The following is a 24,324-nucleotide window of genomic DNA, read 5'->3' on the forward strand; positions in this document are numbered from 1 at the left end:
GAAATCATCCTTTTTCATTATGGATAGGGGAGATGATGCGGGCCGGAACGCCGACCGCCGTCACATGGCCGGGAATTCGGCTGATAACCGCAGCCCCCGCGCCGATAACGGACCAAGGGCCGATGTCAATCTGCGGTATGACGGACGCGCCGATTCCGATGTGCGTTCCTTCCCCGACTTTCACTCCGCCGGCAAGCGCCGCGCGCGGTGAAAGATGGACGTAATCTCCGATTGCATTGTCATGATCGGCAACCGCCCCCGTATTGATGATGCAATGGGCGCCGATGTCAGCGCCCGCCTGAATGACGGCGCCCGCCATCACAACCGTTCCGTGTCCGACGGAAGCCGTTTCACTGACGATCGCCCCGGGGTGAATGAGTGCGGCATAATCGTCATCTTCAAGCCGAAGCGTTTCAGCGAACTGCTTTCTGACGCCGTTGCGGCCGATGCATATCGTGAATACGGCCTCGGGGACGAGTTTCCGAAGCATGTGCACGTCTTTCGTCCGGCCCGTATATAAACCGTTCCGAACGGCAAAACCGCTGAATCCGTCATCCAATACGCCCGCAAGCTCCATATCGGAACGGGCCTGCACGATTTCTCTCACGACTTTTCCGTGTCCGCCGTTTCCGATCAGCACGACCTTTTTCACGATGACATATCTCCGCTGCCTGTGAAGCGCTTTGCCGTCACATGGCCGGCTTGATGTATGCCTTCTGACACGAGAACTTTTTTCACGGTTAAAAGCAGAATCTTTAAGTCGAGAAGAAATGTGCGGTTGTCGACGTACCACACGTCGAGCTTGAATTTTTCCTCCCATGAAATCGCGTTTCTCCCGTTAATCTGCGCCCAGCCCGTAATCCCCGGCTTCACCTCGTGCCGCCGCGCCTGCTCCGCCGTGTAAAGCGGCAGATAATCCATCAGCAGAGGGCGGGGGCCGACCAGACTGATATCGCCTTTGAGCACATTAAAAAGCTGGGGAAGCTCATCGATGCTCAGTTTTCTGATCAGCCTTCCCGTTTTGGTCAGACGGAGATGATCCGGAAGCAGCACACCGTTTTCATCACGCGCATCCGTCATCGTTCTGAGTTTATACAACGTAAACGGACGCCCGTTATGCCCCGGTCTCGTCTGTTTGAACAATACCGGAGACCCGATGGCGCATCTGACGGCTGCCATGGCGAAGAGAAGGATGACGCTCGCGCCGCACAATAACAACACCGCGGCCGCTATATCAAATACACGTTTCGCCTTCAAATCTGAACAGCTCCTTTCACTTTTCGGCATTTCTGTAAAGCAAGCCGCCTTTCTTCTTTCGTACAAATGAAGAAAAAAGCGAATGCGGCATAGCTTATGCATACGGCAAGCCCCGCGGCGATCAGGCCGGCCCAGCTGTCAAGCGGTGAAAACAGCCGGATACCCCGGCAGACGGCCCAGGCAAATACGGCCGCCGCCAACGGTCCGAACATGCCTTTGTAAAACGCGGTTTTCTGAAAGCCCGTAATATGCGAAACATACAGCGGCGTGAAGACGGCATTTTTCAAAATGAGGGAGACAGCCCCGGCAATGGTGATGCCGTACAGCCCGAGATGTGCCGGTCCGCTGAGAACCACGGCCAATATGACATTCAGTCCGCCTAAACATAAAGTAACGACGGCGGGCGTTTTTTGTTTATTAAAAGCCGTCCATACGTAAAAAAGCGGCATGACAGAGAGACTGACCGCCAAATACGCGGCGTGAATGTATAAAAGCGGCGCCGTCTGCACAAACGACGGGCCCAGCCAAATCGCCAGAAACGGTTCGGCAAGCCCTCCTAATAATGCGGCGGGAAGCGCGAGCAGAAGCCCGTTCATCCGCACAGCCTTATTGGCGTAAGACAGGAGGCCTTCCATATCGCCTTTTGAATAGTAGGAAGTCAAAACCGGCGCAAACAGTGAAGCAAGCGTCCCGGCAAGACTTCTGAGCAGGAGCGGGAATTGAATAATCGCCGCATAGACACCCGCTTCAGACGGCCCCAGCACAAGGTTGGCCGTCATGAGGTCAATCTGCAGAAACAGCAGCACGCCGATCTGGTTGACAGAACTCCAGGCACCGGCCGAAAACAGCACTTTGCTCGTGTGTAATGACAAGGTTTTACGGCTGAAAGAAAACCAAGGAATCAATTTCTTAAAGAAGAAAAAAGTCAGCACGGCCGCACAGACGGCTCCCGCTAATGCCGAAAGCTGAATCTGCCAGATTTTCGGCGGCAGACACGTAAACAGGGCGAGCACACACAGCACCCTGACCAGCATTTGCACGGCCTGAATGGAACTTGTGATATAAAGCTTGTTGGCAAAAAACGGCCCCGTCGCGAATCCCGCCATAAAAAACGTCAGCATAAACAGCACGCTGCCGATTACGATAGACAGCCTCACATCCGTTAAGAGCCCGGCCGGTACATTCATAATCTTGTCAATAAAAAAAGCCGTCCCGGCGAGCGGCACAGCGAGTAATAGAGATATCACGACAGACGCGGCTAAATAATTGCTTACATACGCATTGGCCTCGTCCCTGTTCCCCCTGTGGGCGGCGACGGAGAAAAACCTCACAACGACAGAGCTCAGCGCAACGGTAATAATAGAGAAATAGTTAATGATATTCTGTGTCAGATGGACAAACCCAAAAGCCTCCACACCTAATGTTTGCACAATAAAGGGCGTCATCCACACTGATAAAAACACCGATAGTAAAAACGCAGTCACATTTGCGCCGAAATTAATGGCAAATTTCATGCTCCTTCCGCACTGCCTTTCTCTTTCGATTTCCGTTCGAAAAACGCATGCAGAAGAAGAGGAAGGCGCATTTTGCACAGGCCGAGCACCACGCGCTCCCCCGCCAGCAGCTGTTTATGGCGGCACGGCGTGCTGCGCACCGCCGTTTTTACCATGTCATACGTTAAGATTCTGCCGATGTGCGCCGTAATCTGATGTGACAGCTGCGGGGCGGCGCATGCGTTGGCGATCAGCATCGGAATCTGATGCTTGCACAAATATGTATCGATATCGCTCCGGCAGGCGTCCGTCAGCCCGTTGGCCTCATAAAAAGCCATTTTCGCTGCATATTGCTTTTGCAGTTCTTGATCTAAGTGGGGCTTAAACGGTGTTTCTGTAAGACTTTGCGGATTTTCCCGGTAGATATACAGCCCTTCGTCTATCACTTTGACACGCGCGGCTTGGCGGAACGCTGCCAAGTTAAACGGAGAGTCCTCGGCAAACCGGATATCTTCATGGAACAACAGTCCTTGCAATGATTCTCGCCGGTATATATAGCGCCACACATACCAAATAAACCGATGTTCGTGCGCGCGGGTCAGCAATGCAGTCATTTCATCCGCTGTGAAGACGCGGCCCGGCGGAATGGACGGCGGCATATATGTTCTTTCTTTAGACGGCGTTTCCTTATAATAACCGCAGCCGGCGATATCCAGCCGGTTCTTCTCCGCTTCTTCATAAAGCCTTTCGAACATCGTTTCCGTCACATAGTCATCGCCGTCCGCAAAACCGATATAACGGCCGCGGGCGGCTTTTATTCCGGCATTGCGGGCCGAGCTGAGGCCGCCGTTTTCTTTATGAATCACCCGGATTCTCGCATCTTCTGCGGCGAATTGTTCAGCAATCCGGCCTGACTGATCCGGTGAACCGTCATTGACGAAAATGATTTCGATGTCTCTCAGCGTCTGTTTTGTTAAAGAAACCGCGCATTCTTTAATAAAAGGCTCTGTCTTATACATCGGCACGATCACGCTCACAAGCGGCTCGGTCATTGGGCATCACCGCTGATTTTCGAGCGCAGCCCGGCAAAATAAACACTGCGCAAAGAACCGCCTTCCTCATGCTTGCCGCTGAGCAGCCGGTTTACGGCGGCCGTTACAGCTTCAGGGTCTGGACGCTCAAGCAATGTCATGTTCGGTATGTTTTTCAGCCATTGATAGCCTTCCATCACTTTATGATCAAACGAACGAATGACGACACAAGGCGTTTTCGTCAGCGCACAAAAAATCATCCCGTGAAGCCTGTCAGTGACGACGGCTTCCGCGCCTTTCAGCGTATTCCAAAGCGCCTCCAGCTCTTTTTCACGTGTATGGCGGCTGACCCTCCGGCCGACCGTCGTGGTAAAGGAATGCAGCTCGCCGTACTCTTTTGCCAAAGCTTCTTTTACCATCGTTCTGTCCTCAGCCGTCAGCGCACTCTCCTTATCCTCCCGTAAACAGAGGTAGATCCCTTCCCGCGGGATGTGCCGCTCGCTTTTATCCAAATATAAGACCATGTCAGGCTGTTTGAGCACTGTTTTTCCGGGAAAATGACGCTTCATCCATTGATACGTCGTCTCATCTCTCGCCATTAACAAAAGGTCGGGATGCGCATTGTACACTTTTCGGGCGCGCTTCAGCTCCTTCCGTCCCTTTTTTGATTCAGAAAAGTGAGCCGTCGCCGGAAGCTGAACGATCCGATATTCCCGGAATGTTTTGATGATAAAGCGGCGCGTCCATTCCTCATACCTGTACAAATCCCCCATGTTCCCGCCGCCGATGATGAATACCATATCATCGGGGTGGCGCTTTTTGATCAGCGCTTTTGCCGATCTGTAGATATCCTTCATATCCACTTCGACAATGTCAAAATCGGGATACTCCCGTTCAAGAAACGTTTTGCTTGCGTAGGCGATGGCGTGATCGCCGAGATTATCGTGGGACGGGAGCAGCGTCAGAATGATCTTTTTTCTTGCCGCTGTAAGCCCCGCCCCATCCGCTGCCGTTCCGAAGTGAAATTGGGACGGGTATTTGACCTTAAGCAAAAGCCATTCTGCGAGATTGATTTTTAAAGATTGTATCGACATGTCTTCACCCTCTGATTTTCATTTTGTACTCGATTGCCCGCTGATACGCGGCTGATGCCAGCGACACGAACGGAATCAGCTTCAGCTTCGCCAAAAGCAGAAGGCATGAGCGTTTGGCGTCAAACGGCGCCGTTCCGGTTTTGGAAAGGCTCAGGCGAAACACGGGATCAGCGCATATCCGGCTGATATTCTTCCACTTCTCAGAAAACCGGCCGCCGTTATTCCGCTTCCATTCATTCAGCAGGCAGACTGTTCCGTGCTGAACGATGAAAAAATCCAGCTCCTGCCGGTATTCCTGTAAGCATCCGTTTTCACGCAAAAAAGCCTCGTTCAGCCGATAGAGAACGAGCCCTGAGTCAAACAGCTTTTTCTGATAGCTTTGCACAATGGAAGTCAAGTGAATCCGGTAATGATAGAGCGGCTGATCCACGTACGAGACCGCACCTGCGAAAACATGCGCCCTGAGGCTGAAGTACTGATCCTCCACGTGCTCCAGCTCATCACGAAGCGGAAAGCGCAGCTGATGATGCTCGATCATGGTTCTTTTGTACAGCTTGTTCCATGAAAAACCGCTGACTCTTCCTTCAAATAAATCTTTCAGGTACAGTTGTTTCGGGCGGCCCTCGTACGCTGAAGCGATCGTTGAAACGGCGGTTTTCCCCGTATCCGCGAATTCGGCCGCATATTCGCAAATCACGAGATCAGCCTGATCAGCCTTCGCTTTTTTATACATGCGCAGGCAATAATCAGGTTCAACCCAGTCGTCCGCATCAATAAAAGCGATAAATTCGCCTCGCGCCGCCTCAATGCCCTTGTTGCGGACCGCGCCGAGCCCCCGGTTTTGCTGATGAATGACCCTGATTCTCTCATCCCGCTTCTGATAGGTTTCAAGAATGGCCGGGCTTTGATCCGTTGACCCGTCATTAACGGCCACGATTTCGATATTGGCGAGCGACTGATTGAGCAATGAATCTAAGCATCTTTCTAAATAAGTTTCCGTATTATACACAGCAATTAATAAACTGACCGCGGGTGTTTCCATATAAACCTCCAGTGTCCATTACCGGGAAAAAATCGTTCTGTACGGAAGCACAGACGAATCGACCGGCATAAGCAAGTAACTGTAAAGAAAATAACAGACAATAATGGCGATATAAATCAGCGCATTTGATTTTTCATCAAAAATCCTCACAAAATAAGGGATCAGGATCATTTGGTACAGGCCGAAATATATATTAAACCGGGCAAAAATAACATCCTTTGTCGCCAAAAGACCGAAGAGCAGGCCGAGCAGACAGAAATTCACGATGACATCAATGTCAGGCCAGAGCTTCCGCAGCCGCTCCCGATAGCAGAAAGCCAAAAACAGCGGCAGAAGCAGCACCGCGATTTTTACGACGTTCATCCCGTTCGTATTGGTCATCAGCCATTTCTCATAATGGCCGTACGAGCTGTTTTCCAGCACAACGACAAACAGCGAAATGAACTTCTGATACAGGAACGTCATAAGAAGAAACAATGCCGACAGTCCGAAAATCGCGGGCGACCAGGCTCTTTTTCTGACGAGAAAATAAACCGGAATCATAATCAGCGCTGAGGAATGAAAAAGCGAACACAGCAGCACGATTGACATATAACGCTTCCAGCTTCCGCTGATCACGTAGCGGACGGCCCAAAACAAAACGGCCGCCACCATATACTGCCTGATCCCGTTAAAGGAAGCGTAATAGTGATACGTGCCCAAAAACAAAAACACACTCAGCTCAAACGGACGGCCAAACTCAACGAGCCCCTTTAAAATAAAGCTGCACGTCACGACCGCCACGGTGAAATACATAATTTGCGGATCTTTCGTGATAAAATTCATGAGCCAGATGAGAGCCGTAAACCCCGGATCAACGGCTGCTTTTTTCGCTCCGAACCCGAAGATCTCCCAAATGCTGCCGTAATTTCCCGCCAGCTTGTACATCAGCGCGTACGTCTGAAAATCCGTCCCGACTCTGTAGCGCAAGCCGGAGACCAATACGAGTGATAGCAGCGGAACGATCATCACGAGCTGATTCGGCCGGTATCCGGTCGAAAGCGATTGATCACGCCCGCCGCACATTTTCGCGAACCATGACCAAATATACACAATTCCCATATTGACTACGTATACAATCATTCGTTACTGTTCCTTTTTCCAATTCATATTGTAAAGCTTCATAACAGCCCCCGCATTTTCTTCCGCGTCATATCCCTGCCGTCTGAGGGTTTCTTTAATGCGCGCCCCGTCAGGCTTTGCCGCCTCTGCTGCCCGTAAAACCGCGGATACCCATTGTCCGGGCGGTTCTTTGAGGCTGAGCCTTTTGACCAGCCCGAGCCCGGCATCGGCTTCTTCCGTTATGCCGTCTGATATCACGCACGGCACCCCGGAGGCCTGCGCTTCAACGAGCGTGACGGGCAGCCCTTCATAAAGAGACGGCATGACAAATACATCCAGCGTTTTCAGCAGGGCATGAACGCGGTCTTCTATGCCGATAAAACGCACATCATCATCAAGCCCCAGCTTCGCCGACAGATTTTCCATGTCGGTGCGAAGCGGACCGTCTCCGGCGAGAATCAGCTGTAAACCGATGCCCCTCTCTTTCATATCAGCGGCCAGCCGGAGCAGAAATTCATGGTTTTTTTCTTCTGTAAAGCGGCCGATATGGCCGATCACCAAACGGCCGTCTGCAATGCCCCGCTTCCTTTTTTCAGCTTCTGTGTCCGCGCACCCGCCGGCAAATAAGTCGAGATCAATGCCGTTCGGCAAAAGATGCACGTCTTTTTCTTTCCCGAATAAGAAACGGCCCGCGTCTTCTCCGCAGGCGCACAGTGCCGTGGCGTTTGCCGTGATCAGCCGTCTGAAAACAAACAGCTGCATCCCGGCAAGCCGCGACGCCCGCCCCCGCCACGACGTACTGTGCGAATGGCAGATCCGCACCGGGACGCCGGCTAAACGAGCGGCCAATGCGATAAATCCAGACTGAAAATCGGTATGGGCGTGCACGGCGGCAAACGGGCCTTTTTCCTGAATCACCCGCTTGACCTGTTTTACAAATGTAACTGGGTTTGTGCTGCCGATGCTCGGCACATAAAAAAGCCGTCCGCCGAGAGCGAGAATTTCCTCATCATAAGCGCACGGATCGTTCCTATGGGTTAAAAAATCAAACTGCACCTTCGTTCTGTCCATCTTCCGGTACAAATTCATCATCATCGTTTCTGCGCCGCCCCTGTTCATACCGCTGAAGATGTGCAGCACCCGTATCGGTTTGTCAGTCATGTTCGGCAAGCCCTTCTTTTTGGCGGATGTCCCTGTTTTTATGATAACGGTTCATGACCGCGGGCGGCGTAACGGCGCGGATGAGCGGTTTTGCGATATACGCGTAATGGGAAAGCGGCAGCTTCAGCCGTCTGCATGCCTGAAAAACGAGGACCGCATTATCAATGGAATACGTAAACGATCTCCTTTTAAACGCATCACTGTCCTCTCTGACTTTATACAGCGTTTCTTGGAGATTGTACCCCCGGAAACCCGCTTCAAAAAAGCGCAGCCACAAATCGATATCCTCCATCCGCCGCGTCCGCCTGACTGACCGGTAGCCGCCAACCGCTTTGTACGCTTCAGCCCGCATCATAATGGTGCCGTGGCAGAACGGTGTGCCTTTCGCCATAATTCCCGGTTTCGGCACGGGCGGCAAAAGCCGGGCGCCCCTTACACCGAATTCATCAAATACGAGCATTCCCGTGCCTACGACTTGATAGTGGGCGTGCTTGTTTAAGAAAGCGGCCTGTTTTTCCAGTCTCCTCGGGTTGGAGATGTCATCACCGTCCTGCCTGGCGATATAATCCCCCGTTGCGTATGTCAGACAGCGGTTCAGCGAAGCGGCAAGCCGTTGATTTGTCTTATTTTGAATCAGCGTGATCCGGTCGCCGTAATGATCCGCGTAACGGCGCGCAATCTGATACGTTCCGTCAGTTGACGCGTCATCACACATAATCAGTTCCCAATTCTTATAAGATTGGCTCAGGATGGATTCAATACTCTCCGCTAAAGTCTCTTCGCAATTATAAATTCCCATGATGACGGAAATTTTCGGTTGTGCTCCTGCATTCATACGCTTTTCTCCTTTTTATCCATATAACCGGCGTAAATGTGCGCCATTTCCTTTACCGTACGTGTTTCTGAAAAACATTCCGCCGTGCTACGCCCTTTTTGTCCCATTGCTTTTCGCAGCCCCGGGGAGCGGTACAGCTTTTCAATTCGATCGGCAAACGCCGCGCTGTCCCCGGCCGGCACGAGAAAACCGTTCACGCCGTCTTCGATGATCTCACGGTGCCCCCTGTTGTCCGCGGCAACGGCGGGCTTTTCGGCAGCCATTCCTTCAAGCAGATTCATGCCGAGTCCTTCACGGATGCTTGAGGCGACAGACAGATCAGCAAGCTGAATCAGTTCATGAATATCGCGGCAAAAACCGTAAAACCGCACCATGTCGGATACACCGAGTGATTCAGCCTTTTTTCTGTACGGCGCTTCCATCGCGCCTTCTCCGGCAAATACGAGTTTCAGCTCCGGGATGCGGTTCTTCAGCAGTGCCGCAGTCTCAATGAGAAGTCCCTGGTTTTTATTGCCGTTTAATTCAGCGGGGTATACGAGAATAAATTCCCCGGCGCCGAAGCCGTGTTTTTCTCTCAGACGTTCACTCTCTTCCCGGCTCACAGGGCGAAACCTGTCTGTATTCACCCCGATACCGTGTATTTTTTTCGCGCCGCAAGCTGTTTTTTTCATTTGTTTGGCCCGTTCGTAATCCTCTTCATTAATCGTAATCAGACAATCCGTATAAGAAGAAAGAAATTTTTCGATCGGGTAATAAAGAAGCCAGTTTTTCAGGGGCGCTCCGTCGCAGAAGTGAAAGCCGTGCGCGGTGTACAGCACCTTTGTCCCTTTTTGGCGCGCTTGTCTCGCAGCAAGGCGTGCAAGCACGCCGCCGACCGGCGTATGACAGTGAATCATGTCATAGCCGTTGTCCTGAATGAGCCGTTTCAGCCGCCTGTAAACAGAAAGATTTTCGGGATGAAACGGCGAGCGCCGAATTGGAATGGAAAACTTTTCATCAACGAACGGAAGATTCATATTGCCGCCTGCCGCGACGTGCACTTCCCAGCCCATATCCTGAAACCATTGAAAATACGGAAGATGAAAAGCTTTAAAATGATAATCGACAGTGGCGCAGAATAATACTTTTTTCGTCATCTTTCTGTCCTCCCATCACACGCCTGCAGCCGCTTCTTCATGTACTGATTCGATCGCCTCAAACAGCCTTTTTCTCAGCTCTTCTTCAGGCAGACGGCTGAATTCCTCCATAAAACGGATGAGCACGGCCCAATTCCCGTCCACCGCTTTCCCGATATGGATTTTCGGAAAAATCTGCTCCGTATGTACTTCATTATGATTCAGCAATTCTTCATACATCTTTTCTCCAGGGCGGATGCCGGAGAATTCGATGGGAATCTGTTCTGTCGTATAGCCTGATAAATGAATCAGGTTTTTGGCCAGATCGACGATTTTGACGGGTTCTCCCATATCCAGAACGAAAATCTGCCGCCCTTTTGCAAGCGCCCCCGCCTGAATGACGAGTCTTGACGCTTCGGGAATCGTCATAAAATATCTTGTCATCGCCGGATGCGTGACGGTGACGGGTCCGCCTTTTTCAATCTGCTTTTTGAAAATTGGAATGACGCTGCCGCGGCTTCCGAGCACATTTCCGAAACGGACGGCGGCGAATTTGGTGCGGCTGACCTTTCCGAGGTTCATGATGACCATTTCCGCAAACCGTTTCGTCGCCCCCATGACATTGGCCGGATTGACCGCTTTGTCAGAAGAAATCAGCACGAATGTTTCCGTTCCGCACATGTCGGCGGCTTCGGCGACATTTTTCGTGCCGATAATGTTGTTTTTAACGGCTTCTTCCGGATTATGTTCCATTAACGGCACATGTTTGTGGGCAGCCGCATGATAGACGACGTGCGGCTCGTATTTTTTCATCAAGGTAAAGATTTTATCTCTGTCCTGAATATCGGCGATCTCCGCGTGAAAGAGCACCTCTTTGCCGAAGCGTGCGGACAGCTCGGTATGTACAGAATGAATGCTGTTTTCTCCGTGGCCGAGAAGGACGATTTCCCGCGGAAGAAACGCGCTGATCTGGCGGCAGATTTCAGAACCGATTGAGCCGCCGGCGCCCGTGACCAGAATCGTTTTTCCCTTGATGCTGTCAGAAATTTTGCTCGTATCAAGGGTGACCGGCTTTCTGCCGAGCAGATCTTCGGCTTTTACATCTCTGATGTGTCCGGCAGCCTGCGTTCCGAGCAGGATCTCGTCAAATTGCGGCATGATTTTAATATGGGCGCCCGTCTGCACACATTCTTTGTATAACGTTTGAAGCTCATGGGTGCAAAGAGACGGAATGGCAATGATGATATGATGAATTCTCAGCCTCTGCACCGCCGGCATAATGCTTTCTTTTCCGCCGATGACGGGCAGGCCCATGATTTCGAGCTTATGCTTCGTCTGATCATCATCAATAAAAGCCACAGGCATGATTCCGAGATCGTTTTTCTGGGTAAGCTGACGGACGAGCAGCGTCCCCCCCGAACCTGCGCCGATGATCAGCGCCCGGGAAGAGTCATTTTGCTTCCTGCCAATCGTTTCTTTCAGCACCCGTGAAATCATCCGGCTTCCTCCGATGAACAATAGCTGAACCATCCAGCTGACGGCCAACAGCCGGAACAAAATCGTGTGGAACACCCCGTATTGGACGGCCGCCGTTACGGCTGCTGACAGCGTGATCCCCTTCATCAAGGCAAGCAGCTCGCCTATTCCCGTGTACGTCCATACCTGCTTATACTGGTGAAACATAAAAGCGCATACATGATGGCTGATCAGCATGCTCACGGCAGTCAGCAGCAACGCTCCGGAGTCATAAAAGTGATAAGAATCCTCAAAAAATTGATATCCTATAACAACGGAAAGTAAAACGAGATACGTATCCAATGCAAAAATCATTGAAAGTCTTCTCCGGTAAGTCAATCTTTCCCCTCCTCATTTATCGGTTTAGCTGATACGGTTTTCGTAAAAACAGACATAACAGCTAAGCCGATAACAATGCATCATCTTAAGATAAATTGGGCATTTAACCCGTCCTCACACCCCGCCACCGACGACCAGCATCTAAGGCAGCGAAAAACGCCGCCCACAGCAGAGCCGAGTGCCTCCGTTGATAAAGGTAAGGAGACATCACCTGCACCGCTCAATACGAGTAGTGCTCCGTTTTTTTGATTTTCTTTTTATTCAGCAGCGCCCCCAAAAGCTTTGCCTTTGACTGCTGGAGCGCGTCTCTCGCCTTTTGGACGGTATCCATTTTCGTTTTTCCGCTCAAGACGACGAGAACGCTTCCATCTGTCTGGTTCGCTAAAATCTGTCCGTCCGCCACAGCCAAAAGCGGAGGTGAATCGAAAATAACCAGACTGTACCGGCTGTACATCTCCTGAATCAGCTCTCCCATCGCCTTTGAAGATAAAAGCTCAGCCGGATTCGGCGGCGTCGGCCCGCTCGTTAAGACATAGAGGTTGTCAATCAGCGTTTTTTGCACCGTTTCGCCGAGGGAAGCGTTTCCGACTAACACATTTGTCAGGCCTTGTACATTTTCAAGCTGATAGGTCTCGTGTATCGTCGGTTTTCGTAAATCCGCATCGACGAGCAGCACCTTTTTTTCCTGCTGCGCAAATACCGCGGCAAGGTTGGCGGCGCTGAATGATTTTCCTTCTCCCGGAACGGAAGAAGTGACGAGAATAGAGCGCAAATGGGTCTGAACAGAGGAGAACTCAATATTTGTCCGAATGGTGCGGTATTGTTCAGCCACCAATGATTTGTGATGTAAAACGGATATTTGAGCCAGTCCCCTTCTTGATTTCTTTTTTCTGAATCCCAAACGCCTCACTCCCCGAAATGTTTTTCATCAGACCGTGTCTGCTGATTTTTGATGTCATACACAACCCCTAAAACAGGCAAGTCTGTTTTTTCGCTGAGCTGCCGCTCGCTTTTAACGGTTTCATCAAGAAAGTGGAGAAAAAACGCAAGCGTCACACCCGCCATGAGAGCCGCACCGAACGCCATCATGATATTTCGGATGCGCGAAGGCTTGACCATCGGGCTTTCCGATGCTTTTGCCTCAGACAAAACAATGACGCCTTTTATATTCATCCTGTCACGGACTTCTTTTTTAAATGTCTTCATCAGCGTGTTCGCTATAGCGGCGGCCTGTTTCGGATTCTCGTCCTGCACCGCTACGGTAATGATCTCTGAATCGGTTTCGCTGCTTGTCGTGATCTTTGCTTTTAAAGCGGATGCCGTCTCAGAAAGATGCAGCGTCTGCTTCACTTTCTCAAGCACAACCGGGCTTTTCATTATCGTTTGAAACGTATTGTTGTAATGAAGATTCAGCTGAACGTCGCTGAGATTCGAATTTTTTTCACCGCTTGTTTCATGAATGAGCACTTGGGTCGATGCTTGATAAACGGGCGAAATCACCCGGAATTGGATGTATCCCGTCACCAGCGTTACAACTGCTGTCATGATAAAAATCAGTAAAAGTCTGTGTTTAATAATGTCAAATAATTCTTTGAAACTCATATTCTCATTCATGTAATTACAGCCTCATCCTTATTGCATCAGGCTTAAACGCCCCCTTCTGTTAATGATTGGATTATAAAAGAAAAGGTCGAAATTTGAAAATTTCAAATTAAGCCATTTGGTTCTTTTTAGAGAACATTATCATGATTTTCCTCTTATTTACTGCACTTACCTTATAATTTTAAATTTTATAAAGAACGAAAGATTTCTTATAATGAACAAAAAAAGCCAGTATACAGGGGAGAATTCAGCACAATGATTGGAAGAATAATTCGTTTATACCGCAGAAGAAAAGGCTACTCTATTAATCAGCTAGCAGTTGAAGCAGGTGTCTCTAAATCTTATTTAAGCAAGATAGAACGGGGGGTTCACTCAAATCCGTCCATCCAATTTCTGAAAAAAGTATCCGCCACCCTGCAGGTCGATCTGACGGAGCTTTTTGATGCCGAAACGATGCTGCATCACATGGGAGACACGGAAGATGAGTGGCGCATCCACCTTGTGCAGGCCGTGCAGTCGGGCATGCCGAAAGAAGAACTGTTCACCTTTACGAACAAACTGACTGAAAAACGCCCGGAGCCCGCACCCTACCGCAACAGAAAACTGACTGAATCCAACATTGAGGAATGGAAAGCGCTGATGCAGGAAGCCAAAGAACTCGGCTTGTCCGTTCAGGAAGTCAGATCATTTTTAGAACGGAAGCGTTACTAATGATATGCTGATGAAAAGGCTTTTATTCGCTTCATGTCTTCATCTCCGTTTATAATGAAAAGAAAAAAGGGGATGAAATGATGACAAAACTTACCGTTCAAACCCGCTCCGGCGCACTGAAAGGAACTGCCGGCCGCGGCGTCCGCACATGGAAGGGCATACCGTACGCGAAGCCGCCCGTCGGAGAGCTCAGATTTAAAGCGCCGGAGCCGCCCGCACCTTGGGATGGCGTAAAACATGCCGATTCGTTCGGGCCGATTTGTCCGCAGCCGGATGATATGCTGTCTATATCGTTTTCCGGAGATATACCGGCTCAATCTGAAGATTGCCTTTACCTCAATGTTTTCGCCCCCGATTCAGAGGGCGAAAAAAAGCCTGTCATGGTATGGATACACGGCGGGGCATTTTATTTAGGTGCCGGAAGCGAACCGCTTTACGACGGATCTGCCCTTGCCGCTGACGGAGATGTCATTGTAGTGACACTCAATTACAGGCTCGGACCGTTAGGCTTTTTACATTTATCTTCTATTCATGACGCGTATTCCGCCAATATCGGGCTGCTCGATCAGATCGCCGCGCTGCGCTGGGTGAGGGACAATATCTCCGAATTTGGAGGAGACCCGGATAACGTCACGATATTTGGTGAATCGGCAGGCGGCATGAGCATCGCCTCCCTTATGGCAATGCCTGACGCAAAAGGCCTGTTTCATAAAGCCATTTTAGAAAGCGGCGCCTCTCATACGATCCCGGCGGACATGGCAAAAGACATCGCGGCGGCATTTATTCATGAAGCCGGCACTGATCAATTGCAGGAGCTTTCCGTTAATGACCTGCTTAAGACTGCGGATAAAGTGCGGCGCTCACTAGATCAAAACATTTTTCAGCTTTTGTTTCAGCCCGCCATCGATCCGGCCACATTGCCTGCGGAACCGGTGAAAGCCATAGCAGACGGGGCCGCAGAAGGCATACCTATGATCATCGGAACCAATCGTGATGAAGCATATTTGTTTTTCACCCCTGATACAGACATTCATTCCGAGAAAAAACAGCAAGATTATTTGCATTATCACCTCGGAGAGAACTGCACCGAGCAAGCGGCAGATTTATATCCGCATTCATTAAAGGGACAAATCGATATGATGACGGATCTGATTTTCTGGCGGCCGGCTGTCGCTTTCGCACAAGGACAGTCGCAGCACGCACCGGTCTGGATGTACCGCTTTGATTGGCATGGCGAAACACCGCCGTTTCATAAAGCCGTTCACGCTCTGGAATTGCCGTTTGTGTTCGGAAACTTTGATTCTTTGAGAAAGACGCTGCAAGAACCGCTCGGTGATGACGCAGAACAGCTTTCCAAACAAATCCAATCCGCATGGCTCGCTTTTGCAAAAACCGGAAACCCGAACACCTCTCACTTCAATTGGCCTGAATATGAAACCGATTCACGCGAAACTTTGCTTTTCAACACGGATACCGCTGTCGAAAGTGATCCCGATTCAGCAAAACGCCGCATCCTGTTTCAAGCATAAAAAACGCCAAGGGAGCCGGCTCCCTTGGCGTTTCGTTTTCATCTCACTTCATAATGCAACTCCGCAAATTGCTTATAGCGCCTGACATCAGTCAGCTTCAGCCCTGTCTCCCGGTCTCCGGGTTTGAACAAAGAAATTCCGCGGCCGAGCAGAACGGGGGCGATCTGAATGATAAACTCATCGACAAGTTTTTCCTCCAAAACCGGGTGCAGCAGATCACTCCCGCCGACAATCCAAATCCGCTTGCCGTCTCGGCGTTTCAATGCTTTTATAAAATCGGCAGGCTCTTCATGAATAAACCGCACATGTTCAGTGCACCCGGTCAATGTCCGCGAAAACACATAGCATTCTTTACCTTTGTACGGAAATTCCTCAGGCAATAAAACCAATATTTCTTCGTATGTTTTTCTGCCCATGATGATCGTATCGACAGATTCATAGAAAGCTTCATAATCGGTGCCGTCTTCACCTTCAGTTCCGATTAACCAATCTAAAGAATGATTTTCCCGCGCAAGATAGCCATCTGCGCTGACAGCTCCGTAAAAAACGAGTTTTCTTTGACCGCTCATAAAAATCCCTCCCCTTTTTTATTATACCTTGAACATACGGATGAAATGAAAAAATGATAGAATCGGGTAAAAACCCCCGTTACCGGGTTTTCGTTTCTTCCTGCTTTGGAGATGCTGTTAATATGCCGTCTATCCATCTTCCGGTAATCGGCATAAAGAAATGAAGGATGATCCCTCCTAAACAAACGGTTAATAACGTTCCGATGCCTACCGGACCTTTTAGCATCACGGCCAGTATGAAAAATATGAAGTAAATGACCGTTCTTGAAAAAAAGATGCTTCTCCCGGTTAATTCGCGGACAATTAGCGTTAACCGATCAACCGGGATCGGGGCGAAATTTGTGTGCAGATAGGTTGCGGTTCCTATCCCTATCACAACTAAACCGATTGCAAAACAGCCCGCTTTTCCGTACCACAGTTCAGGCGTTATGACTCGATGCAGAAAAAAAAGCCACATATCAATCCCGATTCCCGTTATAAACGCCGTAATCATCCCTGAAAATTCCGGCCTTTGCCTTTTTAACATTGAATTACAGCAAATTAACAGGAAAGCGATGATGATTTCCCAGCTTCCCACGGTAAGCCCTGCATGGACGGACAATCCTACAATAAGCGCATCAAAAGGCGACGTTCCAAGCCCTGATTGAATCGTGACAGAAACACCAAAGGTCAAGATCATGATTCCTAAAACATAAAAAACATATTTCACTTTATCGTCCTCATTTTCTTATTTTATGTTGCAAATACAACAAAAATACGATATGTTTACTATACGGTATTTTCATTGCAAATACAACAAAAAACAGCTGATATGATAAATGAAGAAAGGAGCTGTATGACCATGAGTATTCAATTAAAAAAGTGCAGCCTTAACGATATAACAGAGCTCCGGGAGATAAGCATTGAAACATTCAATGATACATTTAAGGATCAAAATTCACCAGAAAATATGAAAGCTTATTTGGAAAATGCATTCCGCTCTGAACAGCTGAAAAAGGAATTATCCAATCTGTCTTCTCAATTCTATTTTGTTTATTATCATGATGACCTTGCGGGGTATGTAAAAGTCAACATGAACGAAGCACAGTCAGAAAAAATGGGGGATGATTCTCTTGAGATTGAGAGAATTTATATAAGAAAAAACCATCAGAAACACGGACTTGGCAAATATCTGCTGAATGAAGCTGTGAAAATCGCAACAGCACACAATAAAAAGAACATCTGGCTGGGCGTATGGGAAAAAAACGAAAATGCAATCGCCTTTTATCAAAAAATGGGGTTTGTCCAAACCGGAGAACACTCTTTTTATATGGGGGATGATAAACAAGTCGACATTATCATGACCAAAACCCTGTCGTAAAAGAATACAAAAAACCCGGCCAAGCTGCCGGGTTTTTTCTCTTATTTTAATTTTCCCGCACGGATATCATCGGTCATTCCTTCGTACGGCGCTTCTGAAATCAGTGTTTCGTTATTGATTCCCGCATTGTTGAGATACGTAATATCCGCAAACTCGGGAACGACATATTTCGGGTATGTTTCATATTTCTCACGTGACTCTTTCATCACGTCAATGTAATCATTTTGGTAGCACACCGTGATTTCCGGATGCTCATGCACCCATTTCGGGAAGAAAATAATTCCGTGCATCCGTTTTTCATTCGGCATAAAGTTTAAGGAAACGTCTGTGCCTGTCGGTTCAGTCCATGACACTTTGTATACGCCTTCTGTCAGCTTGACGATATTCACTTCCTGGTCGCGCACCCAGCGGCCGCCTACCATTCCGCTATGAATCCGATAGTCGATCGTATGATCATTTTTAATATAGATTTCATACTCCCAGCCGTTTTCATACGTGTAAATCATATGGCTTCCGATAAAGTTTTCCATGTTGACTCACTCTCCATATTATTATTGAACTTCATAAACATCTAACCGAATGTCATCCGGCAATCGGACCGCAGCCCCGATAAACAGCCGGTCCTGCAGATGCTGATATGCCTCGCTGCTTGTTTCAAAACAGGCACAGTGCGGAAATACACGTGCTCGGGATCAATGATGCGGTTCACTGACTCATAAATGACTTTTTTAAAGAAGGTTCATTCAAGGACGTATCACCTCCCGAGACATTATGTTTATTTAAACATGTAACTATTTACACGTTTAATTGTAACGCTGTTAAAATGGACTGTCAAATAATGAGCTGTTTCTGATTATGTTTTCCAATGTTTAATGAAAAAAGACAAGGGCGGCAAATGCCGAACCCTTGTCTTTTTCGTTTACTATATGTTCATACCAGACGGGCGTCTTTATTAATAATCACAATCTTTATCTCTGCATTCTTTCTTTCTTACAGCGTCTATTGAGTGCCCCATGATCTTGTCATTGGCCTTATCATACATACCATCGAATTTATTCGATGTATCATCGTTGTAATAGCCAAATACCTCTATCCCGCCCATTGGATCTATTTCGTATTTATCTTTAAATGTAACGTTATGTATGCCTTCATAATTCGCTTTGATAAATTTCTCCATTCGTTCTTGAGCAATCTTTATCTCTTCAGCCTGTTCATTTTTATCATTAATATTCTTCATTATAAAACCTCCGGCTGCTATAAAAATAACTATCCAGATAATAATGTATTTTTTCACCAGAATCATCCTCCCATGAGTTATGATGAAGCTCGCGGACTAGAAAAATGGTGGTGACATCCGGTGCATTTAGGCATCTTAAGATTTTTCTTCCGCATTCACAGAGGAGCTCCCTATTTTGTCACCTGCAGGATCATATAAACCGTCAAATTCCTTAGTTTTATCGCCGTTTAGATACCCCTCAACTGTAATTCCGCCGGTTGGATCAATAAAATAATCATCATAAGAAATTTTCTCTATTCCCTTGTACTCGTGATGCAAGTATTCGGTCATTTTACTTTTGGCTTTTTCAAAAAGAGCCTTTTCTTCCTTTTTCACATCATATTGATGCTTCATAATCAACCCTCCAAAGGTTACAATTAACACCAGTACAATAATAAGGTATTTCTTCAAAAAAAATCATCCCTTTCCCTACCCTATTTTACATGACAAGAAAGGCGCTATATATCTTGAGCAAGAAAAATTGGACTTCAAGCCTGACAGATGAAACATATTACAGGATGAGTCAACGTGCTTATAACTATGACTATCTTAAAAGGAAATTAGAGAAGAACGATTATATACGCATTAATTCTTCCATTTCAAAACCTACTTACTGATACGTCGATCAAATAAAATCAGCCGATGATACAGGGCTCGATGCGGTTTTATTAGTACAAGCAGTGAAGAAAAATGGTGAACTGATCAAATCAAAAAACCCCGAAAACGTGGTCGTCGCCTTTGCCGGAAGCGAAATCGCAAAAGGCCCGATCTTTGACTGCGGGAATATTGTTTTCGGAAATGATCCGAAAAAAGAAGTGTATTATTTTGTAAAAGAAGATGCGGAGGATACATCGAACGATCGGAACCTACAATAGGATTTGGTTCATCATAAATGTTTGATAGCTTAATATTGCAGTGCTTCTTTGACTTCCCCTCATGGATTAAGTAAACACAACTACTGAAAACTTGATATGAATATACTTTCAGCATGTCAAAAGCAAAGCTAACCAATTCAGAATTCATCGCGATTGTTGCTGACAAGTTAAGATTGGAACTTAAAGCGAGTGAAATGCTGATCTGACGTTTTTCCTATCGTTGAGTTGTCATGATATTTGTATCGTTAATATCGGGGATACCTCGACAAATGAGACGGTAGAGGCGATTGGTCTCAGGAATAGGTTTGAACTGTATGAGAAACATATCACGAATTTTGTAAGATAATTAAACAAAATAAATACCCACTCATCCCTGAGGTGGGTATTTTACCTTTCTTCGGCATTGACCACTGAAATACCTATCTCCTTGTTCGTTGGATCATATATACCGGAAAATTCTTTTTCTTTATTATTATTTATGTAGCCTGAAACTTCAACTCCGCCTGTCGGATCGATATTGTAGTCTTTTGAAAAATGAACTTCCTGTACATTTTTATAGTCTTTTTTTAAGTAATTCTTCATGTGCTCTTGCGCCTCAATCACAAGTTTTTCTTCGTTTTTATGTTTATCATATTGACGCTTCACGAAAAACCCTCCCACTGCTATAATTATAACAATTAGGATAATAATGTATTTTCTCATGCGTATCATCCTTTCGGAACTATTTTACAATATAAGAAAGGTGATGTATATATGCCAAAAGGAAAAGAAATAACCGTCTCTAATGTCACAGATAAAGAATATTACCGTTTGAGTCAAGCAGCTTACAATTATAAAATGTTAGCCCTGCATATGAAATATAAAACTCCTTATAAAATAAGTAAGACGTCATATTGGTACGTTGAGAAAGTGAAGCAGGATTCTGATACGGGTCTTGATGCCTTTGTATTCTCAAAAGGCATCAAGTCCAAAAACGGAAAATGGATAAAATCAAAAAACCCTGAAAACGTGGTCGTCGCCTTTGCGGGAACCGATATCGGAAAAGACCCGATCAATGACGGCGTAAAAGCGGACGGCAACAATATTGTTTTCGGAAATGATCCGAAAAAAGAAGTACATTATATTGTAAAAAAAGACGCAAAGGATACCTCGAAAACACTCGGAAAATACAATGGAACGCCCTCTCAAGACGCCATGCTCACAACCGGAAAGTATAAGCTGATAACGAAAACATCGCAAATCGATCAAGCCGATCAGCTGGTACGCGGCGTAAAGAAAAAGTATGCCGGAACGTCAACGATTATTTCAACAACCGGCCATTCACTCGGCGGCGCTGAGGCCGAATACAGCGCGGTGAATAATGATGTGTACGCCGTCGCGTTTAACAGTCCTTCCGTCGTGAAACTGCACGATGAAGAAACACAGAAAGACATCAACAGCGGCATATACGATCCTTACATCCGGTCAATTATCAATCCGGACGACATGGTCGGGGCAGGTTATTGGAACGAATATGACCGCCACAACGGGACAACGATTTATACGAAAAACCCCTCGCTCTCACAGTTCAGCCGAAAGCAGCGGCTTGATGGGAACTTAAACGAGCAGATCAGCAAGAATCTCGCTTATTTCTTCACTACCGTCATTCTGAGAAATCCGGATACACACGGCTTAAACGAAGCAAATTTCGTGTTCGACAGAAACGGCACTATTGCAAATCCGAACGGAGATGAGTTAGTCTTCGATAAAAACCTCGGCGCTCTTCTGCCGGCCGGTGCGATCGGAAGCGGAGACGCGATAAAAGTAACGCCGAAAAACGCAAAGAAGCTGGCTGAAAAGGTGCAGGCCATGACTGAGGATTTGCGGACGATGAAAAAAGAAGCGCAGAACGCCTATCAGGAGCACGATGAAAAAATCGCCGAGCTGAAAACAGAATTTTACGGCCAAGTCGGACACGGCTTGTTTGATCAGCTTCAAGCACAGGACGTGACCAATACAATTGAAGATATTGCGCAATCCTACGATAAAGGCCCGATTTTTTATGACACTCAGGCTGAGCAGGCGTTTATTGATTCTTTGCAGGCGGCGATCACGGACCTTGAAGAGATCGGCGGATTCTTACATAAAATAGCGGACGAATTTCAGGAAAAAGACCAGATGCTCGCAAACTGGTTAAGATGATAGAGGTGGATACATAATGCCGACATTAGACGAACTTTTAGAACACAAGGACGACCCGATGAAGAAAAGGCTGCAGCGGCAGATGCTGAAAACCGTCATGACACAGGCAGCGGGGACAAAACTGGAGACAGTGCGCCGAACGCTGAAACCGACATTCGAAATGGATACGTTGAAAGATGAATTATATGAAGTGTATTCAGCACTATTGAACAGCTTTGAAGGTAAGGCGCAAAAAGCTCTCGCACAGCGGATCAGTGAAAGTGCCAAGCTTATTGTTAATGTGGAGAACGACGGAGAAACTTTCGTTAATAGCTTTAAAACGAGATAAAAAGCCCCTCTGCAAAGCAAGTTAAGTATGAAATGAACGAAAATAATAAAGATGCGATTATCGAGTCATTAAAGCGGAAAGTTAAGCGCCTAGAGCATGAGAACAAAGATTTTAGAAACCAATTAAAAGTAGCGTATGCAGAAGTCTACAAAAAGTTCTAGTTGACAAGGTATTTATTATTTAACAATCAAGATTGTTTAGGAATCTCGTATATTAAACTCAAAAGTTATTTAACTAAAGATAAGAGGGTATAAAAATGGATAATGAAACAGCCAAAAATATTAGAGAAAGTTTAACGGCTGATTGTACGAAGTGCTTTGGACTTTGCTGCACAGCGCTTAATATTGTAGCATCAAGCGATTTTCCAATTAACAAGCCAGCAGGTGCACCTTGTGTTAATTTACAATCTGATTATGGTTGTCAAATTCACAGCAACTTACAAGAGAAAGGTTTTAAGGGCTGTACAGTGTTTGACTGTTTAGGTTCTGGACAAGTTGTTTCTCAAATTACTTTTAAAGGTCAAAGTTGGCGAGATAATCCTGAAATTCGAGAAAAAATGTTCCGAGTGTTTCCGATCATGGAACAAATACATGAAATGATTGCGTACACGGCAGAAGCCTTGTCGTATGACATTCCCCATGCTTTGTCTGATAAATTGAGTGTGCAGTTAAAAGAATTGCAGAACTTAACAAAACTCGATGCTGAAGAATTATTATCTCTTGATCTAGTGGTGTACAGATTTCCATTAAACAAATTGCTTTCGGAAACCAGCGAGTATATTCGGGAAAGCTTAATTTCAAAGTTACCTGACACTAAAAATGCCAAGAATTATAATTACGAAAGAGCCGATTGGATTGGCAAAAAGTTAAGAGGTAAAGATTTAAGGGCGTTAGATTTAAGGGGAGCATATTTAATTGCTGCAGATATGAGGAATGCAGATTTAAGAGGTGTTGATTTTATTGGCGCTGATTTGCGTGATGCTGATTTAAGGGGAGCAGACTTATCTACGAGTATGTTTTTAACTCAAATGCAAATTAATTCGGCTAAAGGTGATGTAAAGACAACATTCCCCTCTCATATACAACGACCTTCCCATTGGATTAACTAATTTTGTTCAGTTTGAGTATTGAAGGAAACTTTTTGAAGATGGTCTTACTATCAGTCTTATTCCAGAAAAGGACGCTTTAATTGAATAAAAGGAAAGCACATATTAGTCATGTATAATATATGATTTTTGCTTTCCTTTCCCGCGCTTAGTCATTCGGCTAAGGATCGACTTTATGCCGCCTAAACGGATATTTATCGTTACTGGCGAAAGATCGCGTACGTTGAGCATCGTTGTAATATAAGACCGCAGATGATCTTCCGTGAGGTCCGTCACGTTATCAGACGGCATGATACCGACTACCTCCGTGAATTTGGCCCAATACTTCCGATAATCATTGATCGTTCTATCGCGATAGTTCTCCGTTTCAAATAGCTCGCATACGATCCCTAACGCTTCGTGAACGGATTTCGTCGCTTTGAAGCTCTTTACTATTCCGTCAGTCTCGCGCCGATTCCTGACGCCTTGCCTACGTTTTAAAATCGCCATAACAAAAAACCTCCCGGATTTATTTATCCGTGAGGTTACGTTTGCTGAATCGGACTATTTCGTTTTAGGAGAAGCGAGCCGACCGATTAAAGCCGGGCCCGTTCTTTACCGGTTCGCGCCCTTCCGGACACTTTTCGTACACTTAACGCTTAACGGACCGTCGGAAAACGTTGATATGACGGGGTTATAACGTATTGGACGCGCTCGGAGGGATTCGAACCCCCGACAGACGTGGTACCGGAAACCACCGCTCTATCCAACTGAGCTACGAGCGCACGTTTTTTCAATCAGATACCTTTATATTATAATAAAGAAA

Annotated in this window: 27 protein-coding genes, 1 tRNA gene and 3 pseudogenes; 9 read left to right on the top strand and 22 right to left on the bottom strand. The window is 46.9% G+C overall.

All coding sequences use genetic code 11. The features are described 5' to 3' along the window. Window positions 1-4: 4 nt before the first annotated feature. The 13 genes from OTK50_RS11800 to OTK50_RS11860 form a co-directional block, all read right to left on the bottom strand. Window positions 5-652, bottom strand: a complete 648-nt coding sequence (locus tag OTK50_RS11800) for an acetyltransferase (RefSeq protein ID WP_088461702.1) — start codon at window positions 650-652, stop codon at window positions 5-7. Next, window positions 649-1,257: a sugar transferase gene (locus tag OTK50_RS11805; protein ID WP_007407383.1), complete on the bottom strand. Its 609-nt coding sequence runs from the start codon at window positions 1,255-1,257 to the stop codon at window positions 649-651. The genes OTK50_RS11800 and OTK50_RS11805 overlap by 4 nt, the downstream gene beginning before the upstream one ends. Next, window positions 1,254-2,771: an MATE family efflux transporter gene (locus tag OTK50_RS11810; RefSeq protein ID WP_224223838.1), complete on the bottom strand. Its 1,518-nt coding sequence runs from the start codon at window positions 2,769-2,771 to the stop codon at window positions 1,254-1,256. The genes OTK50_RS11805 and OTK50_RS11810 overlap by 4 nt, the downstream gene beginning before the upstream one ends. Beyond that, window positions 2,768-3,802 (bottom strand): glycosyltransferase, encoded by a 1,035-nt coding sequence (locus OTK50_RS11815; protein WP_088461704.1) that lies wholly within the window; start codon window positions 3,800-3,802, stop codon window positions 2,768-2,770. The genes OTK50_RS11810 and OTK50_RS11815 overlap by 4 nt, the downstream gene beginning before the upstream one ends. Next, the gene (locus tag OTK50_RS11820) at window positions 3,799-4,875 is read right to left on the bottom strand and encodes a polysaccharide pyruvyl transferase family protein (protein ID WP_038459944.1); all 1,077 of its coding nucleotides are present in this window, start codon (window positions 4,873-4,875) and stop codon (window positions 3,799-3,801) included. Before OTK50_RS11820 ends, OTK50_RS11815 begins: the two co-directional genes overlap by 4 nt. 4 nt (window positions 4,876-4,879) lie before the next feature. Then, window positions 4,880-5,917 carry a glycosyltransferase family 2 protein gene (locus tag OTK50_RS11825; RefSeq protein WP_088461705.1) on the bottom strand — a complete coding sequence of 346 codons (1,038 nt, stop codon included), beginning with the start codon at window positions 5,915-5,917 and terminating at the stop codon, window positions 4,880-4,882. An 18-nt stretch (window positions 5,918-5,935) separates the two neighbouring features. Next, entirely contained in the window at window positions 5,936-7,039 is a 1,104-nt protein-coding gene (locus OTK50_RS11830; RefSeq protein ID WP_007613926.1) for an EpsG family protein, read from the bottom strand. Between the two features lie 3 nt (window positions 7,040-7,042). After that, complete coding sequence (locus tag OTK50_RS11835; protein WP_088461706.1) at window positions 7,043-8,179, bottom strand: glycosyltransferase family 1 protein; 1,137 nt, start codon at window positions 8,177-8,179, stop codon at window positions 7,043-7,045. Further along, the gene (locus OTK50_RS11840) at window positions 8,172-9,014 is read right to left on the bottom strand and encodes a glycosyltransferase family 2 protein (RefSeq protein ID WP_088461707.1); all 843 of its coding nucleotides are present in this window, start codon (window positions 9,012-9,014) and stop codon (window positions 8,172-8,174) included. Before OTK50_RS11840 ends, OTK50_RS11835 begins: the two co-directional genes overlap by 8 nt. Further along, window positions 9,011-10,150, bottom strand: a complete 1,140-nt coding sequence (locus OTK50_RS11845) for a glycosyltransferase family 4 protein (protein ID WP_088461708.1) — start codon at window positions 10,148-10,150, stop codon at window positions 9,011-9,013. The genes OTK50_RS11840 and OTK50_RS11845 overlap by 4 nt, the downstream gene beginning before the upstream one ends. A 15-nt stretch (window positions 10,151-10,165) precedes the next feature. Continuing rightward, complete coding sequence (locus OTK50_RS11850; RefSeq protein WP_172645820.1) at window positions 10,166-11,983, bottom strand: polysaccharide biosynthesis protein; 1,818 nt, start codon at window positions 11,981-11,983, stop codon at window positions 10,166-10,168. 220 nt (window positions 11,984-12,203) lie between these two features. After that, window positions 12,204-12,884, bottom strand: a complete 681-nt coding sequence (locus tag OTK50_RS11855) for a CpsD/CapB family tyrosine-protein kinase (RefSeq protein ID WP_007407393.1) — start codon at window positions 12,882-12,884, stop codon at window positions 12,204-12,206. Between the two features lie 5 nt (window positions 12,885-12,889). Then, on the bottom strand, window positions 12,890-13,597 hold the full coding sequence (locus tag OTK50_RS11860; protein ID WP_007407394.1) for a YveK family protein: 708 nt from the start codon (window positions 13,595-13,597) through the stop codon (window positions 12,890-12,892). A 243-nt stretch (window positions 13,598-13,840) separates the two neighbouring features. Between OTK50_RS11860 and slrR the strand changes: the two genes are divergently transcribed. Beyond that, window positions 13,841-14,296, top strand: coding sequence for an HTH-type transcriptional regulator SlrR (gene slrR, locus OTK50_RS11865; protein WP_007407395.1), 456 nt, complete (start codon window positions 13,841-13,843; stop codon window positions 14,294-14,296). An 80-nt stretch (window positions 14,297-14,376) separates the two neighbouring features. Beyond that, the gene (locus tag OTK50_RS11870) at window positions 14,377-15,825 is read left to right on the top strand and encodes a carboxylesterase/lipase family protein (RefSeq protein ID WP_088461709.1); all 1,449 of its coding nucleotides are present in this window, start codon (window positions 14,377-14,379) and stop codon (window positions 15,823-15,825) included. A gap of 38 nt (window positions 15,826-15,863) precedes the next feature. Here the strand turns inward: OTK50_RS11870 and OTK50_RS11875 are convergent, their stop codons facing one another. Next, window positions 15,864-16,394 carry a dihydrofolate reductase family protein gene (locus OTK50_RS11875; RefSeq protein ID WP_088461710.1) on the bottom strand — a complete coding sequence of 177 codons (531 nt, stop codon included), beginning with the start codon at window positions 16,392-16,394 and terminating at the stop codon, window positions 15,864-15,866. 79 nt (window positions 16,395-16,473) lie between these two features. Next, window positions 16,474-17,103 (bottom strand): YczE/YyaS/YitT family protein, encoded by a 630-nt coding sequence (locus OTK50_RS11880; protein ID WP_038459958.1) that lies wholly within the window; start codon window positions 17,101-17,103, stop codon window positions 16,474-16,476. 132 nt (window positions 17,104-17,235) lie between these two features. On the opposite strand from OTK50_RS11880, the gene OTK50_RS11885 reads away from it, so the two are divergent. After that, on the top strand, window positions 17,236-17,754 hold the full coding sequence (locus OTK50_RS11885) for a GNAT family N-acetyltransferase (protein ID WP_088461711.1): 519 nt from the start codon (window positions 17,236-17,238) through the stop codon (window positions 17,752-17,754). 41 nt (window positions 17,755-17,795) lie between these two features. Here the strand turns inward: OTK50_RS11885 and OTK50_RS11890 are convergent, their stop codons facing one another. The 4 genes and pseudogenes from OTK50_RS11890 to OTK50_RS11905 form a co-directional block, all read right to left on the bottom strand. Continuing rightward, window positions 17,796-18,284, bottom strand: a complete 489-nt coding sequence (locus tag OTK50_RS11890; protein ID WP_014305882.1) for a phenolic acid decarboxylase — start codon at window positions 18,282-18,284, stop codon at window positions 17,796-17,798. 21 nt (window positions 18,285-18,305) lie between these two features. Further along, window positions 18,306-18,466: pseudogene (locus OTK50_RS11895) on the bottom strand (DUF3237 family protein); the annotation flags it as partial. Window positions 18,467-18,706: 240 nt separating this feature from the next. Further along, a complete protein-coding gene (locus tag OTK50_RS11900) occupies window positions 18,707-18,991 on the bottom strand; it encodes a DUF1433 domain-containing protein (RefSeq protein ID WP_105938223.1) in 285 nt (94 codons plus the stop codon). Between the two features lie 135 nt (window positions 18,992-19,126). Further along, complete coding sequence (locus tag OTK50_RS11905) at window positions 19,127-19,441, bottom strand: DUF1433 domain-containing protein (RefSeq protein ID WP_105937270.1); 315 nt, start codon at window positions 19,439-19,441, stop codon at window positions 19,127-19,129. Between the two features lie 269 nt (window positions 19,442-19,710). On the opposite strand from OTK50_RS11905, the gene OTK50_RS11910 reads away from it, so the two are divergent. Together OTK50_RS11910 and OTK50_RS11915 are read left to right on the top strand one after the other, a co-directional pair. Continuing rightward, window positions 19,711-19,905 (top strand): hypothetical protein, encoded by a 195-nt coding sequence (locus tag OTK50_RS11910; RefSeq protein ID WP_224223840.1) that lies wholly within the window; start codon window positions 19,711-19,713, stop codon window positions 19,903-19,905. Window positions 19,906-20,000: 95 nt separating this feature from the next. Then, window positions 20,001-20,111: pseudogene (locus tag OTK50_RS11915) on the top strand (sporulation transcription factor Spo0A); the annotation flags it as partial. 181 nt (window positions 20,112-20,292) lie between these two features. On the opposite strand, the gene OTK50_RS11920 reads toward OTK50_RS11915, so the two are convergent. Next, window positions 20,293-20,607, bottom strand: a complete 315-nt coding sequence (locus OTK50_RS11920) for a DUF1433 domain-containing protein (RefSeq protein WP_012118522.1) — start codon at window positions 20,605-20,607, stop codon at window positions 20,293-20,295. Window positions 20,608-20,658: 51 nt separating this feature from the next. Here OTK50_RS11920 and OTK50_RS11925 point away from each other — a divergent pair, with 51 nt between their 5' ends. The 4 genes and pseudogenes from OTK50_RS11925 (at window position 20,659) to OTK50_RS11940 (ending at window position 23,522) form a co-directional block, all read left to right on the top strand. After that, the gene (locus tag OTK50_RS11925) at window positions 20,659-22,086 is read left to right on the top strand and encodes a lipase (RefSeq protein WP_224223841.1); all 1,428 of its coding nucleotides are present in this window, start codon (window positions 20,659-20,661) and stop codon (window positions 22,084-22,086) included. A gap of 16 nt (window positions 22,087-22,102) precedes the next feature. After that, window positions 22,103-22,414: a hypothetical protein gene (locus OTK50_RS11930; protein ID WP_015240649.1), complete on the top strand. Its 312-nt coding sequence runs from the start codon at window positions 22,103-22,105 to the stop codon at window positions 22,412-22,414. Window positions 22,415-22,419: 5 nt separating this feature from the next. Beyond that, window positions 22,420-22,575: pseudogene (locus OTK50_RS11935) on the top strand (DUF6262 family protein); the annotation flags it as partial. Between the two features lie 95 nt (window positions 22,576-22,670). Next, entirely contained in the window at window positions 22,671-23,522 is an 852-nt protein-coding gene (locus OTK50_RS11940; RefSeq protein ID WP_015240651.1) for a pentapeptide repeat-containing protein, read from the top strand. A 102-nt stretch (window positions 23,523-23,624) separates the two neighbouring features. Here OTK50_RS11940 and OTK50_RS11945 read toward each other — a convergent pair whose 3' ends face one another. Together OTK50_RS11945 and OTK50_RS11950 are read right to left on the bottom strand one after the other, a co-directional pair. Continuing rightward, entirely contained in the window at window positions 23,625-24,008 is a 384-nt protein-coding gene (locus OTK50_RS11945) for a phage integrase N-terminal SAM-like domain-containing protein (RefSeq protein ID WP_223198264.1), read from the bottom strand. A 199-nt stretch (window positions 24,009-24,207) separates the two neighbouring features. Continuing rightward, window positions 24,208-24,283: transfer RNA gene (locus tag OTK50_RS11950), tRNA-Arg, on the bottom strand. Window positions 24,284-24,324 lie beyond the last annotated feature (41 nt).

The organism is Bacillus sp. NEAU-CP5, assembly GCF_026420705.1.
Lineage (GTDB): Bacteria > Bacillota > Bacilli > Bacillales > Bacillaceae > Bacillus > Bacillus velezensis.